This is a genomic window from Streptomyces sp. NPDC006516 (assembly GCF_040611875.1).
GTDB lineage: Bacteria > Actinomycetota > Actinomycetes > Streptomycetales > Streptomycetaceae > Streptomyces.
The window spans coordinates 214,009-231,300 of the sequence record NZ_JBEXPD010000006.1; the positions used below are offsets into that span (position 1 = coordinate 214,009).

Annotated in this window: 13 protein-coding genes and 2 pseudogenes; 12 read left to right on the forward strand and 3 right to left on the reverse strand. The window is 68.6% G+C overall.

Features of this window, described 5'->3' with window-relative positions; all coding sequences use genetic code 11:
- Nucleotides 1–311 precede the first annotated feature (311 nt).
- The 7 genes from ABZY45_RS19290 to ABZY45_RS19320 all read left to right on the forward strand — a co-directional run bounded on the left by ABZY45_RS19290 (nt 312) and on the right by ABZY45_RS19320 (nt 10,697).
- On the forward strand, nt 312–515 hold the full coding sequence (locus tag ABZY45_RS19290) for a cold-shock protein (protein WP_356741427.1): 204 nt from the start codon (nt 312–314) through the stop codon (nt 513–515).
- A gap of 319 nt (nt 516–834) precedes the next feature.
- Entirely contained in the window at nt 835–2,346 is a 1,512-nt protein-coding gene (locus ABZY45_RS19295) for a DEAD/DEAH box helicase (protein WP_356741428.1), read from the forward strand.
- Nucleotides 2,347–2,390: 44 nt separating this feature from the next.
- Nucleotides 2,391–2,795, forward strand: a complete 405-nt coding sequence (locus ABZY45_RS19300; RefSeq protein ID WP_356741430.1) for a CBS domain-containing protein — start codon at nt 2,391–2,393, stop codon at nt 2,793–2,795.
- Nucleotides 2,796–2,851: 56 nt separating this feature from the next.
- Entirely contained in the window at nt 2,852–3,163 is a 312-nt protein-coding gene (locus ABZY45_RS19305) for an SCO5918 family protein (protein WP_356741431.1), read from the forward strand.
- A 774-nt stretch (nt 3,164–3,937) separates the two neighbouring features.
- A complete protein-coding gene (locus ABZY45_RS19310) occupies nt 3,938–5,422 on the forward strand; it encodes a UDP-N-acetylmuramoyl-L-alanyl-D-glutamate--2,6-diaminopimelate ligase (protein WP_356741433.1) in 1,485 nt (494 codons plus the stop codon).
- Nucleotides 5,423–5,880: 458 nt separating this feature from the next.
- Complete coding sequence (locus tag ABZY45_RS19315) at nt 5,881–9,567, forward strand: S8 family serine peptidase (RefSeq protein ID WP_356741435.1); 3,687 nt, start codon at nt 5,881–5,883, stop codon at nt 9,565–9,567.
- Between the two features lie 137 nt (nt 9,568–9,704).
- Nucleotides 9,705–10,697, forward strand: a complete 993-nt coding sequence (locus ABZY45_RS19320; RefSeq protein ID WP_356741437.1) for a helix-turn-helix domain-containing protein — start codon at nt 9,705–9,707, stop codon at nt 10,695–10,697.
- A gap of 511 nt (nt 10,698–11,208) precedes the next feature.
- Here the strand turns inward: ABZY45_RS19320 and ABZY45_RS19325 are convergent.
- Entirely contained in the window at nt 11,209–11,700 is a 492-nt protein-coding gene (locus ABZY45_RS19325) for a nucleoside deaminase (RefSeq protein WP_356741438.1), read from the reverse strand.
- Nucleotides 11,701–11,922: 222 nt separating this feature from the next.
- Here ABZY45_RS19325 and ABZY45_RS19330 point away from each other — a divergent pair, with 222 nt between their 5' ends.
- Entirely contained in the window at nt 11,923–12,108 is a 186-nt protein-coding gene (locus ABZY45_RS19330) for a hypothetical protein (RefSeq protein WP_356741440.1), read from the forward strand.
- An 83-nt stretch (nt 12,109–12,191) separates the two neighbouring features.
- Here ABZY45_RS19330 and ABZY45_RS19335 read toward each other — a convergent pair.
- A pseudogene (locus ABZY45_RS19335) lies at nt 12,192–13,123 on the reverse strand (LysR family transcriptional regulator).
- Nucleotides 13,124–13,190: 67 nt separating this feature from the next.
- Here ABZY45_RS19335 and ABZY45_RS19340 point away from each other — a divergent pair.
- Both ABZY45_RS19340 and ABZY45_RS19345 read left to right on the forward strand, forming a co-directional pair.
- The gene (locus ABZY45_RS19340; RefSeq protein ID WP_356741442.1) at nt 13,191–14,477 is read left to right on the forward strand and encodes an NtaA/DmoA family FMN-dependent monooxygenase; all 1,287 of its coding nucleotides are present in this window, start codon (nt 13,191–13,193) and stop codon (nt 14,475–14,477) included.
- A 163-nt stretch (nt 14,478–14,640) separates the two neighbouring features.
- Nucleotides 14,641–14,772 (forward strand): annotated as a pseudogene (locus ABZY45_RS19345) (hypothetical protein); the annotation flags it as partial.
- 47 nt (nt 14,773–14,819) lie between these two features.
- On the opposite strand, the gene ABZY45_RS19350 reads toward ABZY45_RS19345, so the two are convergent.
- Entirely contained in the window at nt 14,820–15,182 is a 363-nt protein-coding gene (locus tag ABZY45_RS19350; RefSeq protein WP_356741444.1) for a DoxX family protein, read from the reverse strand.
- Nucleotides 15,183–15,453: 271 nt separating this feature from the next.
- Here ABZY45_RS19350 and ABZY45_RS19355 point away from each other — a divergent pair, with 271 nt between their 5' ends.
- The gene (locus tag ABZY45_RS19355; RefSeq protein ID WP_356741446.1) at nt 15,454–16,317 is read left to right on the forward strand and encodes a sigma-70 family RNA polymerase sigma factor; all 864 of its coding nucleotides are present in this window, start codon (nt 15,454–15,456) and stop codon (nt 16,315–16,317) included.
- Nucleotides 16,318–16,521: 204 nt separating this feature from the next.
- Nucleotides 16,522–17,283, forward strand: coding sequence for a MerR family transcriptional regulator (locus tag ABZY45_RS19360; protein WP_356741448.1), 762 nt, complete (start codon nt 16,522–16,524; stop codon nt 17,281–17,283).
- Nucleotides 17,284–17,292 lie beyond the last annotated feature (9 nt).

Genomic DNA, 17,292 nt, shown 5'->3' on the forward strand with positions numbered 1-17,292 from the left:
CCACTTTCACGGCCTGGCGTTCGGGTGGGGCAATATCTATGCCCGCGAGGTGAGGGTTTGACGTGCCGTGCGGAGAGTGTTTGTGCTGCTACTGGCTGAGTGAAATGATTTTCCGTGCCCACGCTGTTACTTCATGCTAGTCTCGATCTCAGTTGCAGTTGTGGTTCCCAAAAATTCAAGCGCCTAAGCCAGTATTTTCGGCCACTGGAAGCGTTTTGTCTGCCGGTCATTTTCCGGTCGGGGCATCATCGCGGCGACCCGGGTACCTGACATCGAGGATCCCGGCGTACTGCCCCCAAAGGAGACATGACGTGGCATCAGGCACCGTGAAGTGGTTCAACGCGGCCAAGGGGTTCGGCTTCATCGAGCAGGATGGTGGCGGCGCCGACGTGTTCGCCCACTTCTCGAACATCGCCGCCCAGGGCCTCCGTGAGCTGCTCGAAGGGCAGAAGGTCAACTTCGACATCGTCCCGGGCCAGAAGGGCCCGATGGCCGAGAACATCATTCCGGCCTGACGCTGTCGCGTACTTCGTAGCTGGGGCCCGCATCCCTCGGGGTGTGGGCCCCAGCTACGGACATTTCCCGCGTTTTCCTCCTCTGGGCATTGCCTGGGTTCCTTCTCCGGGGCCCGTGCTTCTTCTGAGCTGAAACCGGTCGACGTCCGGGATTTCACGTCCCGTGTGACTCGCTCGTTTCAACCTCTTCTTGCCTCACCTGGTTCACCGCACACCAGATTCTTTTCTCATTCCATTCGGTCCGTTTCTTGTGATTCCCTGCACTGTTTTAGGCTGTGGGAATTTCCTGGTACGTGCCGTGTATCAAGGAAGGTTCTCGATGAACCCCACACGTACGAACAGCCGTTCCTCCAGCCGCAACCGGACCGACTCTCTCGCCTTCGGCGCCGACGCCGGTCCGCGGCGGGGCGCACGCTTCAGCTCGTCCGTCCCGAACCGTTCAGGGGGTCCGAGCCGGTCGAGCGGACATGGCCGGCGGCCCGCGGCGGTGCAGGGGGAGTTCGCCCTCCCGAAGACGGTCACACCCGCACTGCCCGCGGTCGAGGCGTTCGCCGACCTCGACATGCCGGGGCAGCTGCTGGCGGCGCTGACCGCCCAGGGCCTGAGCGTTCCGTTCCCGATCCAGGGTGCGACCCTGCCCAACACGCTGGCGGGCCGTGATGCCCTGGGGCGCGGGCGCACCGGCTCCGGCAAGACCCTCGCTTTCGGCCTGGCGCTGTTGGCCCGCACCGCCGGTCAGCGCGCCGAGCCCCGCCAGCCGCTGGCCCTGGTCCTCGTACCGACGCGTGAGCTGGCACAGCAGGTGACCGACGCGCTCACTCCCTATGCCCGCTCGGTGAGGCTGCGCCTGGCCACTGTTGTCGGCGGAATGTCGATCGGGAGGCAGGCCAACGCGCTGCGTGGCGGCGCCGAGGTGGTCGTCGCGACTCCGGGCCGGCTCAAGGACCTCATCGACCGCGGTGACTGCCGACTGAACCAGGTCGCGATCACTGTCCTGGACGAGGCCGACCAGATGGCCGACATGGGCTTCATGCCCCAGGTCACCGCGCTTTTGGACCAGGTCCGCCCCGAAGGCCAGCGCATGTTGTTCTCCGCCACCCTGGACCGCAACGTCGACCGCCTGGTCCGCCGTTACCTCACCGACCCGGTCGTCCACTCCGTCGACCCGTCCGCAGGCGCGGTCACCACGATGGAACATCACGTGTTGCACGTCCACGGCACCGACAAGCACCGCACGACGACGCAGATCGCGGCACGCGAAGGCCGGGTGATCATGTTTCTGGACACCAAGCGGGCCGTGGACAAGCTCACCGACCACCTGCTGGCCAACGGCGTTCGGGCCGCCGCACTGCACGGCGGGAAGGCGCAGTCGCAGCGCACCCGGACCCTGACCCAGTTCAAGACCGGGCACGTCACCGTGCTTGTGGCCACCAATGTCGCGGCCCGCGGCATCCACGTCGACAATCTCGACATGGTCGTCAACGTCGACCCGCCGACCGATCACAAGGACTACCTCCACCGCGGTGGCCGTACGGCGCGAGCAGGGGAGTCCGGCAGTGTCGTCACCCTGGTCACCCCCGACCAGCGCCGCGACATGACCCGCCTCATGGCCGCCGCAGGCATCGTGCCCCAGACCACCCAGGTCCGCTCCGGCGAAGAGGCACTCGGCCGGATCACCGGCGCCCGGACTCCCTCCGGCATCCCCGTGACGATCACTGCGCCGGTGGCCGAGCGGCGTCAGCGCAGCGCGCCCTCACGTCGTCGGCGCAGCCCCGTCTCGGCCGCCCGGAGCGTGAACGTGCGCCAGTCCTCCTTCGACGCGGCGGCCTGAGAACTCGTGATCGGGAAGCTGACCCCTCATGCAGGAGGTATTTTGTGACGCTGGTTCAGATGCACCCCCGCTCGACGAAGGCCGGTGTCGTACACAGCACGGTGGCCGACGTCATGGACACCGCAGGACCGCAGGTCTGTGACGACATGACCGTCGAGGTAGCCCTGGCGGTCATGGCCAGTGCCCGTACCGGGCATCTGCTTGTCTGCGACGACAGCGGCCTGTGTATCGGACTGGTCACCCAGGCTCAGCTCACAGGAGCGCGTGACGCCTCCGCGTACTCGGACAAGGTTCAGCTGCGGGACATGCTCGGCGCCCGCGGGCCGTTCACCTCGCCAGTGACCACGATGGCCGAAGCCGGGCACCTGATGCGCCACAGCCAGGTTGATGCCCTGCCCGTGGTCGACGAATACGGCATTGGCTTGGGCGTCCTTGCCCTTGCCCGCTGAGCCGTATCCACCGCGGCAGAGCCACTCCCTCTTCGTTCCTCTCCCTGTGAGGCATCATGCGCTGTGTCATCGCCCGCTTTCCGTTCGACCTCACCAGGAGCGGCGTCCTGGAATCGATGAAGGGCGTCAAGCCCGAGCAGGCTTCCGGCGAGTCCGTGATCATCGGCCGGCGAACCTACCCCGTCAAACAGGTCGGCCAGGTCGTCACACGCCAAGACCGCCGTGACTTCAGTGCCGGCGAAGTCCTGCGGGCCATGACCCAGCTCGGCTTCACCTGCCGCGACCTCGCTCCGGCCCCCGCACCCACTCGTGGTCTCGACCCGCTGCGGCACGCTTCCGCGATGCTCGGCGCCCCTGCGGCAACCTGACCGACGGAGCGCGAGCCGTCGTCGGAGCGGCGCTGAGGGTCCGACCGGGGTGCCGGTCGGACCCTTACCGCGTACCGAGGTTCTTGGCGCGGCAGTGGGTGGGTGCTCGGAGTAGACGAAGTCACCCATGGTCCCGGCACTGACGTTCGCGATCTGTCCGCCCTCGCCTGCCGTCAGTGGCGACCATGGCGGAAAAGGCGCTCAGGCGCGGGCCGAGTCCGCCAGGACCTCCGACACTCGCTGCCTCCCGATGGCTTCGCAGCCAGGCGAACGCGCCTCGGTCGCCTACCGCACCTTCCCCAGCTCGGAGCCGTGGGCGACCACACACGCGACCGACCACCGATCACGACTCCGGTTCCGAGACGACACACCCACCATCCAAGATCGGGGAGGAACTTCGGGAGATCGCTCCTGCGGATGGACGTACACTCCACACATGGGTCGCACATGTGCAGTGAGGGAGTGCCTGCTCCAGGCCACTCATGCCGTGTGTCCGACCGCCGCAGGTGCACGCGCAAACCTGGTGAACATGCCGGCGGCCTGCTGCCGCGCGCTGCACGGCCACGGTTAGCGATGCCGGGCAGCTCTCGGCCCTGATCACTCCGCGTCTGTGCCGGCAGAGCCCTTTCCGGCCACCGTCTTCTTCTCCACTGCAACCGCAACGTGGCTGTCCTCGCCACAACATCCTGCTCTGTCACTCCTTGGCGCCCTGCGCGCCACCTGCGCGCCGACTGCCGGACGACCGGCAGCCGGTGCATCCACGAGAGGACCCCTGTGAAGTTGAGCGAGCTGCTCGCCGGGCACGACCATGAAGTCCTTGCGGGCGATCCGGAGACGAGGATCACGGCGGGCGCGTGCTTCGACGCTCACCGCGCCGTCCCGGGATCCCTCTTCATCGCGGTGCCCGGTCACCGCGAGGGTGGCCTCGAGGCCATCGGGCCGGCGCTCGCACGCGGCGCGGTGGCGATCCTCGTCGACTCCGCGGCACCGAAGCCTCCGGCCGCGGCCTGGGCGTCGGACGCGGGCGTGTGCGTCGTGGCGGTGCCGGATACACGCAAGGCGGCTGCGGTCGTCGCCTCCCGGTACCACGGCGAGCCCGGACGCCAGATGGACATGGTGGCCGTCACCGGCACCAACGGGAAGACGTCGGTTTCGTACATGGTCGAGTCGGTGCTGAGGATCGCCGAGCGAGCCAAGGTGGGGGTCATCGGGACGGCGGGCAGCCGGATCGGCGACGAGCTGATTCCGATGCCGAGGTCGGTACTGAGCACTCCGGAGTCGCCGGACTTCCAGTATCTGCTCGGGTGCATGCGCGACCGCGGTGTCGCCACCGTCGTCCTGGAAGCCACATCGATGGGTCTGCTGACGCACCGCCTGGACCACTCATTCGTCGACGTAGGGGTGTTCACCAACCTGACGCAGGATCACCTGGACGACCACGGCACCATGGAGAACTACCGGGACGCCAAACTCCGTCTCTTCCAGGGGCTGTCCCGGCGTGCGGTGGTCAACGCCGACGATCCGCTCGGGGCGGACATCGGGACGATGATGCCCGGCGCCGTCGTCACGTACGGCATCGACGCGGAGGCGGACTACCGCGCGACTGACCTCACCATGGACGCCGTCGGCACCCGCTTCACCCTGCACCACGCCGGCCACAAGTATCCGGCCGCGATCCCCCTTCCCGGACGGTTCTCCGTCTCCAACGCACTGGCCGCTGTCGCCGCCTGCCACCTCACCGGCCACAATCTGGCCGGACTGGTCAGCGCACTCGAGCAGATGCCCCCGATCCCGGGAAGGTTCGAACGCTACGAGACCCAGGACGGCACGTCCGTCATCGTGGACTACGCACACTCCCCGGACTCGCTGGAGAAGGTGCTGACCACCATCCGCGGCTTCGCCTCGGGCCGGGTCATCACCGTCTTCGGCTGTGGCGGGGACCGGGACGTCACCAAGCGCGCTCCGATGGGGGAGATCGCCGGGACCTACTCCGATCTTTGCGTCCTGACCTCGGACAACCCCAGGAACGAAGACCCTCGGGAGATCATGGACCAGATCGTCCCGGGCCTGATAGCAAGCGGCGCCGCCTTCGAGCGGTTCGCCGACCGCCGCCGCGCGATCTCTTTCGCCCTGTCCGCCGCCGGGCACGGCGACATCGTCCTGATCGCGGGCAAGGGCAGCGAGCCCTACCAGATCGTCAACGAAGAACTGCTCCCGTTCAGCGACATGGCGACGGTACGCGAACTCGCCATGCGGTAGGGGCACGGCATGGCTGCCGTCGATGACGTCCGGGCAGGTCGGCTCGGTCATGGTGCTCGCGCAGTACTACAACTTCGTGCGTCTCGGCCGCCAGGGCTGCACCTATGTCATGAAGATCATGCAGGAGAACGCCCACGCGCCGGCGGACAACCTGCATAACAGCGGCCGCTTCCAAGCGGTCGGCAGCGACGCCGAGCAACTGCCCTCGTTGCTCTCCGACTCGCCGGCAAGCGCTCCTACGACGAGTCCGACGTCGCCTGGCAGCTCGGCAGAGCGCGGCTGGATGGTGCCCCGTACAACCTCCATTGCCCGAGTTCCGGCTCTTTTGCGGCTGGCAAGTCCCTGCCATGGCGCGGAGTTGCCGCCCGCAGGTCTTCACGTCGGGCGTGACCGGCCTATAGACCCATGGCATGTTCTCCCCCTCTCAGTCGCCCGCTTTCCGAGGCAGGCGCCGGCAAGTGATCTCAGCGGCCATCGTGGTGCCGCTGCTGGCGTCGGGACTTGCAGTTCTGCAAGCGCCCGCACAAGCCGCACCGAGCAAGCCCACCGCTCCCGCCAGACCCTCGGCGACCCACAAGGTCACCCTGGTCACCGGCGATGTCGTCACGGTCACCACGATGGCCGACGGCAAGCAGACCGCGGATGTCGACCGGCCGGACAGCGCTGTCGGCGGCGTGAAGATCCAGAAGATCAAGGGCGACCTGTTCGTCATTCCTGACGAGGCCACTCAGCTCCTGGGCACGGACAAACTGGATCGGCGACTGTTCAACGTCACCGACCTGATCGAGATGGGCTACGACGACGCGAAGTCGGCCGCGGTACCGCTGATAGCGACGTACGGCGGGTCGAAGTCCCGCTCGGCCGTCGAGCCGACGGCGCCCCGGGGCAGCAAGCTGACCCGCAAGCTCAAGGGCATCCGCGGTGCCGCACTCAGCACCCAGAAGCGGCAGACCCGCACCTTCTGGACCACCGTCGCGCCGCAGGGCAGTGCGAAGCTGGGCGCCGGTGTGGCGAAGCTGTGGCTCGACGGCCGCGTGAAGGCGAGCCTGAAGGAGAGCGTGCCGCTGATAGGCGCGCCTGAGGCCTGGGCGGCCGGGTACGACGGCAAGGGCGTCAAGGTGGCGGTGCTCGACACGGGGATCGATGTCAACCACCCCGATCTCGTCGGGCTGATCGACGGCACGGCCAGCTTCGTGCCGGGTGAGCCGGTCACCGACGTCAACGGCCACGGCACGCACGTGGCCGGCACGATCGTCGGTTCGGGCGCCGCCTCCGGTGGCGACAACAAAGGCGTCGCTCCTGGCGCCGATCTGTTCGTCGGCAAGGTGCTCGGTGGTGTGGAGGGCTACGGCCAGGACTCCTGGATCATCGCCGGAATGCAGTGGGCCGCCGAGACCGGTGCGGACGTCGTCAACATGAGCCTAGGCGACTCCTACCCGACGGACGGCAGCGACCCGATGTCGCAGACGGTCGACGCACTGTCCGAGCAGTACGGCACCCTGTTCGTCATCGCAGCCGGCAACTCGGGCCCGGAGAGCATCTCCGCCCCGGGGGCAGCCGCCGCAGCGCTGACCGTGGCCGCCACGGACAAGCAGGACCGCCTCGCGAACTTCTCCAGCACCGGCCCGCTGGCCTACTCCGGTGGCATGAAGCCGGACATCGCGGCGCCCGGCGTGGACATCACCGCGGCCCGCTCGCAGGACATGACCGACGGCGGTGAGGGCCTCTACCGCACCATCAGCGGCACCTCGATGGCCACTCCGCACGTGGTCGGCGCGGCGGCGATCCTGGCCCAGCAGCACCCGGACTGGACCGGCGCGCAGCTCAAGGAACACCTCATGAGCACCGCCAAGGGTCTGGACGCCGGGTACTCCCCGTACGAGGTCGGCACCGGCCGCCTCGACGTGGCCGCCGCCGTGCGCGCCACGGTCCGCGGTACCGGATCGCTCTTCTTCGGCAACTACACCTGGCCGCACAAGCCGCAGGACGTCGCCGTCACGAAGGACCTGACGTTCACCAACACCGGTCCCGCCGAGGTCACACTGGACCTCGCGCTGACCGACGACGGCGGGCCCTTCGTGCTGGGAGCCGCCACGGTGACCGTCCCTGCGGACGGAACCGCCACTGTCCCCGTGACCGGGGACCCGCAAGCCGCCTCGGCGGGCCGGCACGTCGGCTACGTGACAGCCACGGACACGGTCACCGGGAAGCCCGTGACGCGGACTTCCGTCGCGCTGCTCAAGGAGGAGGAGCGCTACGACCTGAACATCAAGCTGGTCGGCCGGGGCGGCGAGCCCGCCAGCGGCTGGGTCGGGATCAACCTGGCCGGTGACTCCTGGCCGTGGAACGTCTACGTCGAGGGCTCGACCACGATGCGTATGGCACCCGGTCTGTACACCGTCGCGGGGTACCTCGACGTCCCTGGCGAGAAGGCTGACCGCTCGGGCGTGGCCGTGCTGGTGGACCCGGAGACCGTGCTCAAGGACGGCTCAGCGAATGTGGTGCTCGACGCGAGCAAGGCAAACCTTCTGCAGACCGAGGCGCCACAGCGGACCGAGGACCGCCAGCGCAAGGTCGACTTCAACGTCCACTACAAGGGCCTCGACCCGTACATGGACTACCGGAGCGCGTACGTGGTGCCGCCGACGTACGACGACATCTACGTCGCCCCGACGGAGCCCATGAAACAGGGCGAGTTCATGCTGATCACCCGCTGGCGCAAGGGTGAGCCGCAGCTCGGCCTGAGCACCTTGGGCGGCCGGCTCCGCTTCGACGCCACGGTGCAGGCGGGCAGCGCCCTGGGCACCGCGACGGACACGCTGACCGCCGTCCACGCGGGCAACGGCGCGGCGACCGCGTACGAGAAGATCAACGCCAAGGGCAAGGTCGTCGTCACCACGCGCAGCGACGAGGTCTCGCCGCAGGAGCGCGCCGAGGCAGCGGCCGCGGCCGGTGCGAAGGCGCTGATCGTGGTCAACGACGGTGTCGGCGGCCTGATGGAGTACGTCGGCGAGTCGGCCATCCCTGTCGCCACCGTGCACCGCGACGCGGGCAAGGCCCTCATCGCAGCTGCCAAGACCGGCACCTCCAAGCTGACCGTGAAGCAGACCGAACACACGCCGTTCGTCTACGACCTGACCCGGGACTACCCCGGCCAGGTCCCGGACCGGGCCATGGTCTACAAGCCGTCCCAGCGGGACCTCGCCCGGATCGATGCCCGCTACTACTCGGCGACCGACGGCGGCCGGGCCGAAGGGTACCGGTCCGACTTCACCCTCAGCCCGTCGTTCAACATGCCCGAGATCGAGTGGCACCCGGGCACCCGCACCGAGTGGGTGACTCCGGGCCAGGTCTGGAGGGAGTTCCATACGCAGGGCGTCGACAGGGCCCTGCCGTGGACGATGGTGTCGGGTGACAACACGTACGCCAAGGGCAGCACCAGCCGCCTGAACTGGTTCGCTCCATTGACCCGCCCCGCGCAGAGCGAGTCCTTCGGTGTGTACAACTCCCGTTGGCAGAACTACATGACCTGGAACGTGCAGGCATGGGCCTCCGCCAGCGACAACATGCGGCTGGGCGGCTACCTGCCGTGGGGGGAGACACCGTCCCACCTGCAGGTCTTCCAGGGTGACAAGCTGATCCACGACAACCCGGTCAGCGGAGACATGCAGTGGATGGAGGTACCGGCGGGCAACCTTCCCTACCGCACCGTCCTCGACGTGGAGCGGCCCGGTGACGTCTTCCGGCTGTCGACCCGCACCCACACCGAGTGGACGTTCGTGTCCGACACCGTCGACTCGGACTTCTTCGAGCCGTTCTCGGTGCTGAACCTGGACTACGAGCTGGAGTCCGACCTGCACGGTGACGTCAAGGCCGGCGCGACCCAGCGGATCGCGCTCGAGCCGGTGTCGATGAACCTCGACACAGTGCCGGGCAAGGTCACCACCGTGAAGCTGGACGTCTCGTACGACGACGGCGCCACCTGGCAGAAGGTGACCCTGTCCAAGGGCTCCGGCGGCTACTGGACCGGTTCGTTCAGGACGGCCAAGAAGCCCGGTGGTTTCGTGTCGGTCCGCGCGAGCGCCGCGACGGACCGCGGCTTCAGCGTCAAGAACGAGATCATCCGGGCGTACGGCCTGCGATGAACAGCACAGACGGGCCCCGGGGAGGCGACTCCCCGGGGCCCTTCCCGTCGCACCTGCTCCCAGCTGGGACTATTCAGGGACTGCCACCATGGCGCATACTCTCCCCGCTGCGGCAAGCAAGGGAGAGTCGGTCGCCGATGCTGGATGTTCTGGGCCTCGAACCCGATGACGAGCGCGTCTACCGCGCGCTGCTCGGACGGCCGAACTCCACCGCGGTGCTGCTGGCGGATCTGCTCGATGCCCCGCAGGCCGACATCGACAGAGCCCTGCGCCATCTGGTCGAGTGGGGACTGGTGATCAGGTCGGCGCACGATCGCTTCACCGCCGCGCCGCCGGCCGTGGCGCTCGGCGCTCTCATCAGCCGACGCCAGGACGGCCTGCGCATGGCCGAGCAGGCGCTGGTGACCTTCGCCGAGGAGCACCGGGCGGCGATGACCGGGAACAGCATCAGTGATCTGATCGAAGTCGTGACGGGCGTCGACGCCATCCGCCATCGCTTCCTCCAGGTGCAACAGGCGGCCCGCACGCAGGTCCGCACATTCATCACCGCACCGTTCGTCGCCGTGCCGCCCGGCGAGAACTCGGCCGAACCCATTGCACTCGGCCGGGGCGTGCACTTCCGGGCCGTACTGGACCGTGCTGTGCTGGCAGAGCCGGGCATCATCACCGATGCGATCGACTCCCTGCGCAACGGCGTGCAGCTGCGGGTCGCCGATCAGTTGCCGATGAAGCTCGTGCTGGCCGACGCCGACCTGGGTCTTGTCCCGCTCGCCGTCACACCCGCGGGGGAGCCCGGCGCCGTACTGTTGCACCGCAGCGGCCTGCTGGACGCGCTGGACGCGCTGTTCGAGACGGTATGGCGCACGGCGCACCCGCTCGAACTGTCGGCCCGCGGTGAAGCGGCTGCGGCCACCGTCGAGCTCGGCGCGGAGGGCCCGACCGACCTGGACCGGCGGATCCTCGCCCTGCTGCTGGCCGGCCTGACCGACCCGACGGCCGCCGCACAGCTCGGCCTCTCACCGCGCACACTGCACCGACGCCTACGCCGCCTCATGGACATAGCCGGAGTCCGGACCCGTATCCAGCTGGGCGGTCATGCCGTCCGGCACGGCTGGGTGGAGCAGAAGTGAACGGGCGAAACATGCCTTCCACGCCCTGGCTGTCGGCCGTCTGCGCGACGGCGCGGCGCGCCGGATCGGGGAACGCACCTGTCACCGATTCACGCAGCAGGTCCAACTCCGCCCGGACGCGGGCGGCTCACGGCGACGGGAGGATGGACTGGTCGAATTGAGCGTTTACCCCGACGAACGGGAACTGGTGGCTGAGGTGTCGGTGTCCCACGACATCTGGGGGCATCGCGACTTCCAGGGCGTGCCGCTCCCGGAGGTCGAGAAGCGGAACGCCCCCGCCTGGCCGCCCGGCGCTCCGTGCGCTCGAAGCGCTGCTGGGCCGGTCGATGCGCTCGAAGCGCTGCTGGGCCGGTCGATGCGCCCGGGCGGTCCGACATGCTTCGGCTGCGCCGACGGGTACGGCCTGCGTATGCCGAGTTGATCGACGGCCTGGCGCCCGACCTCACCGACCTCCTGTGACCGTGAGCAGGCGCACCGCCCTTCCAAGGCCGCAGCCTTGGCCGAGCCGCGGCTACTTGCTCCCGTCGGCCGCTCCGTGCAGCCGGTGGTGCAGGGCGCGGATGTCATCGACCAGTTCCGGCACAGGCCCCTCCACCACCGCGTCCGGGACGACCGCGGTGACGGGCAGGGCGGCGACCGGGGCCGCGGGTACACCCCACTCGGCGAGCCAGGCCGCGAGCTGCGCGCCGGAGGCGACGTACACGATGCGGCCGAGGCCCACCCAGCCGTGCGCGGCGGCGCACATCGGGCAGTGCTCGCCGGAGGTGTACACGGTGGCCGCCGCGCGCTCCTCCGGCGAGAGGTGCTGTGCCGACCAACGGGCCAGGGCGAACTCGGGATGCTGGGTGTGGTCGCCGGAGGCCACGTGGTTGTGGTCCTCGCGCAGGACCGAGCCGTCGCCTGCCACCAGCACCGAGCCGAAGGGCTCGTCCTCCGCGTCGAGGGCCTGGGCCGCCAGTTCCACACAGCGGCGCAGGTGCCGCAGGTCCACGTCACTGATCATCGGGTCAGCCTAGCCGCTCGCCGCCCCGCCGAGGTGCGCCCGCCGCCGAGGTCGCGGAGCGTGGAGGCAGGGAAGGGATGCGTTCCGGCAGCCCTCGTGCGCACCGTCGCCGTGTAGAGGAGCCCGGCCGCGGAGGAGGGCTCCGCCGGACACCTCCAGGAAGCGGAAGCAGGCAACCGCCATGGCAGCAGCCCCCGTCATGCAACTGCCGGTCATCAGCGAATGTCGGCCGGGAGTTGCGCCGACAACAGCGACCACATCTGTCACGCCACCGTGGTCACGATCGGTGATGCCACCGAACCCGTCTGCTACACCTTCATGACCGCCGATGTACAGGGCGGGAAGCCGACCGCTACCGGCCCCGTCGGCGCCTGCAAGAGGGCTGACTGCCGGCACAACGACGCCTGAAGTGCCACGCCCCGGCGATCGCCGTCGGCTCCGAGCAGGAGCAGGTCGGCCGCCTCACCTACGAGTAGGCCTGAGCGCCCCGATCACCCCTCCGCGAGCGGGAGTTGGGCCGGGCTGACCTGTTCGCCGAGGACGTCGGCCAGGAATCGGACCAGCCACCTCTGCGAGGGCGTCCGCGAGGACTCGGGGCGGGCGTAGAGGGCGATCTCGATCGGGTCGGTGCGGAACGGGAGTCGAACCGTGCGGACCTGGTGGGAGACGGCGAAGACCTCGCCGACGTGCTCGGGCACCACGGCGATCAGGTCGGTCTGCTCCAGCAGGTAGGGCAGGACCGAGAACCGGGTCACCTCCAGGGCGACCCGGTCCATCAGCCCGTGTGTGACCAGCAGCGCGCGCGGCACGCTGTGCCCGCTGGGGCCGAAGACCGTGGCGTGGTGCTCCGCCGCCAGCTGCTCCGGCGTCACCTCCTGGCCCGTGATCCGCGGATGCGAGGACGCCACCATGCCGACGTAGCGCTCCCGGTACAGCGGCACCCGCTCCGTGCGGTGCGAGGCGAGGACCGGGGTGGCGACGAACGCGTCCAGCTCGCCCCGGCTCAGCTGCCGCTCGGCGTCCTCCACGTCCAGCGGGCGGACCGTGAAGGAGACGCCGGGGCCGCTCGCCGCGCGGAGGCCACCAGGCGGGGGAGGAGCGTGGCCTCGCCCAGGTCGGAGAGGGCGAGGGTGAAGTTGGCCGACATGGTGGCCGGGTCGAAGTCGGCGGACTGCCGCGTCGCCGCGTCGATCTGCGCCACCGCCCGCTGGAGCGGCTCGCACAGCCGCCGGGCGCCCGCCGTCGGGGTCAAGCCGCGGCCGCTGCGCCGGAACAGCTCGTCGTCGAAGTGCCGCCGCAGCTTGGCCAGGCTGTAGCTGACCGTCGGCTGTGTGACGTGCAGCGCGTCCGCGGTGGCCGTGACACTGCTGGTCTCGTACAGCAGGACGAACAGCCGGGCCAGGTTGAGGTCGAAGTTCCGCACGGAGCCGGAGCCTAACGTTCCACATCGACAGGCTCACCGTGCGCCGGTCGCAGGCAACACCCCTGCCGTGGCCGGAGCCTGGCGTGCACCCCATGTCGACGCCGACAACTACGCCAGGATCGAGGCGAACATCCGCTACGCGCAGGCCGCCGAGCGAGGAGGATTCACGTTCCTGTTCACCCCGGACTTCCCCGCCGTACGTGGGGATGTCGAGCACTCGACGCTCAGCAACATCATGGACCCGATGATGCAGCTGGCCGCCATCTCACAAGCCACCTCCAGGATCGGCTTTGTCGCGACGGGTACCACCACCTTCCAGGAGCCGTTCAACACCGCACGCCAGTTCAAGGCGCTCGACGTGATGAGTCACGGCCGCGCCGGGTGGAACGCCGTCACGACGAGTGATCCGGCCGTATCAGCGAACTACGGCAGACCCGTCGCGGATCGCGGCATGCGCTACCAGCGCGCACATGAGTCGATCCAGGTCGTCGAGGCACTCTGGGGCAGCTGGCAGAAGGACGCCTGGATCAAAAACCAGACCTCCGGCCGCTTCATCGACGCCTCGAAGCTTCGGCCCGTCAACCTGGAGGGCGAGTACGTCGCCTCACGCGGGCCTCTCGCGATCCCGCCATCGGAGCAGGGCCAGCCGGTGATCTTCACCTCCGGAGGGCCCAGCCCCCACCTCCTCCAACTCGCCGGCCGCTACGCGAGCGGCTTCATCGCCGAGGTGTGGACGATCGAGGAAGCCCGCGCCCAGCGGGAGATGGTGCGCAACGCCGCGCGGGAGGCCGGGCGCGACCCCGACGACATCAAGTACTTCGCCGGACTGATGACGACAGTTGCCCCGACGGTGCGCGAGGGCCTCGACCGCCGCCTCACCCTGGCCGGCGACGTCATCGAGGCGCGCCTGCCGCACCTCGGCGCGCTGCTGGGACTGCACATCGAACCGAGCCGATACGACGAGCCCCTCACACCCCATCAGCTGGCCGCTGCTCACGCGTCCCCCATGGATCCGCGTTCCCCCATCGCCTTGGGCGTCGCGCGCGGGGGCTGGTCGCCCCGCGACATCCTCGCCCACGGCGTGATCGACTACCACCCCACGACGGTCGGTCCCGCCAAGGTGCACGCCGATCACCTGCAGGAGTGGTTCGAGGCGGGCGCCGCCGACGGGTTCTGGGTCTCACCCGACATCTACGAGGACGGCGTCGACGCTTTCGTCGACGAGGTCGTGCCCGTTCTGCGCGCACGCGGCATCTACCCCGAGCACTACGTCGGCGCAACCTTGCGTGAGAACCTCGGCGTACCCAGGCAGTACGGTCCCGACCCCCGCATCACGAACGGCAGGGTGAGGTGACGACCAGCCACTGGGGTCCGTCTGGGCTTGTTCCGCTTTGACGGACGCTTGAGCAGGCAACGCACCGCTGAACGTCACAGCACCTTCCGAGGGCGGATCTCAGCTTCCCCGGTTTCCGGGGAGGCGAGATGATTCCGTATTTTTCCGTAGTACCTGCCCCACCATGACCACCTTCGTGGACCGCGTCGAGTTGCATGCCGCCGCGGGTAACGGAGGCCACGGCGTGGCCTCCGCACACCGTGAGAAGTTCAAGCCGCTGGGCGGCCCCGACGGGGGCAACGGCGGGTGTGGCGGCCGATCAGGCGCCGGGGCCCTTGACCGACAGTGGCGAGTCGGCATGAGTCATAGTTCGCTCGCAAAGAAGACTGTGCTGGCCACCGCGAGCAACAGGTAGACACCTGGAAACGCGATGTTGTAGAACACGCGAGCACGGGCGTGGGCGACGACTGCTCCGATGAAGAAGCCGATGAGTCCCACTCCTGCCGCCAGGCCGAGCGAAGGAACTCCAAGGAGCCCGACGGCAAGACCTACGGCGCCTGCGAGCTTGAGAGTCGCGAGATACGGCAGCGTCGCTGCTGGGAGCCGCACTTCCTCTGAATTGGCGAGGACGAACGAGGCGCGGACATAGTCCGCGACGGCTATGAACCCGTTCGCGGCAACGCACGTGATCGTGGCGATCAGCAAGGCAAGGTTCACGAGCTGCATGACTCAACGCCCGTGAACGCCTCAGACGCAATCGCGCCACCGGCTGCTCGGTCGCTGACACAGGCCGCGTAGGGCTCACCGGGCGCGGATGTCTCGCCAGGGGCGGTGAACACGCAGGTCAGGAGCGAACGCAGCGTGGGCGCGATGACGGAGTCGGCGCCGATGTGCACCATCTGTAGGCTCATAGTGCTGTCATCTCCTTTGGGATGTGAACAGGAATGGTTCTGAACCGACCTCCTGACGTCCGCTAGCTCGAAAAGGTGACACCCCGATGCCAATCACCATCGGAGAGTTCGAGGCCGCTAGACCACACCTGTTGTCGGTCGCGTATCGCATGCTCGGCTCGTCGCATGATGCGCAGGACGCGGTCCAGACGGCGTGGGTACGGGCCGCGACCACGCGATCTCACTCGGAGATCGAGAACCCCGCAGGCTGGCTACGGACAGTCATCGCCAGCGTGTGCCTGGACGAGCTGCGGATCCGGCGCCGCCGTAACGAAGCAGGGCTGCCGGCAGCCGTCATTCCTGCCGAACAGCTCACGGCAGACGAAAAACTCCTACGGAAAGAAGGCATCTCTCGTGCACTCATGGTGCTGCTGAACCACCTGACGCCGCCGCAGCGAGTCGCGTATGTCCTGCACGACCTGTTCTCGGTGCCGTTCGATCACATCGCGGACGTGCTGGGTGGGACGGTGCCCGCAGCTAAGAAGCACGCCAGCCGAGCCCGACAACGCATCGGAAGCGCTCAGCCCGCCGAGCACACCGACCGTGCTGACCGGCCGATCGTTGAAGCGTTCCTGGCCGCGGCCGAAACAGGAGACACACGCGCGATGATCAGGATGCTTGCTCCGGACGTTGTCCGTGACGCCGACGCAGCGCTGCTGCCGCGTGACGCCCGCACTCGCGTCGTCGGCCCGATGGGGATCGCGAGCGAAACCAGACACTTCCGCGACCGGATTCGAGTCATCTGCCCCATCGCCGTCAACGGCAAGAGCATGCACCTCATCGCTCCCGGCGGGCACCCACTCGCGACGCTCGAAATCGCCACCGCCGGGCAGAAGATCAACAGAATCACGTTGCGCTCCGCACGACCGGGTCACGAGTACGCAGCATGGGACGCGTCAGTGCCCTCCTGACCCGCATCAGCCAGGGCGGCAGCGGCATGTTCACGGGTTTCAGCAGCAGCCGTCCTTGGCTGGGCCTGCCGTGGAGGTTTTCCGCCTGGTCGCAGAGCAGGAACCGGGTGAGTGCGGGGGTTGCGGTTGTCGCAGCGGCAGCTTCTACCGTCCTGAACAGGGCCGGAGAGACCGGCCCGGTGACGCGATCGTGAGGGAACGGCGATGGACTGGCCGATTGCGGAGGTCGCTCGGATGTCGGGCGTGACCGCCCGGACCCTGCGGCACTACGACGAGATCGGCCTGCTGCCGCCTGCCAGGGTCGGGGCCAGCGGCCACCGCTACTACGGGGAGCCCCAGCTGCTGCGGCTGCAGCAGATCCTCGTCCTGCGGGCGCTGGGCGTAGGGCTTCCCGAGGTCGGCCGGATCCTGGCTGAGCAGATCGACGAGGTGGAAGCCCTGCGCGGACACCACCGGCGACTGCTTGCTGAGCGGGACCGGATCGACGTCCTGGCCGGCACCGTCTCCCACACGATCGCCGAACTGGAGCAGTCCAGGAAGGACGGCACACCCATGACCGCTGTCAACCGACCGGAGAACCTGTTCGAGGGCATCCAGCCCACCCAGTACCAGGAGAGCCTGCGTGACTTCCCCGGGCATGCAGAGGAAGTCGCCCGCAGGGTCGCGGTGATGACACCGCAGGACATCGAGGCCGGGCAGCGCGAGCGCACGACACAGATGATCCTGCTGGCCGACCTCATGGCTGCCAACCACCCGGTTGACGCCGCGCCCGTACAGGCGCAGATCGACGCCCAGTACCGGGCCTTGACCGAACTGCGACCCGTGTCCGCCGAGGAGTACCGCACCATCGGACGCTCCTGCGTGGACAACGAGGCGTGGCGCGCGGCGTACGAGGCCATCGCACCCGGCCTGGCCGCGTACCAGCGGGACGCCATCGAGGCGTACGTCACCACCCGGCTCAGCTGACCCAGGAAC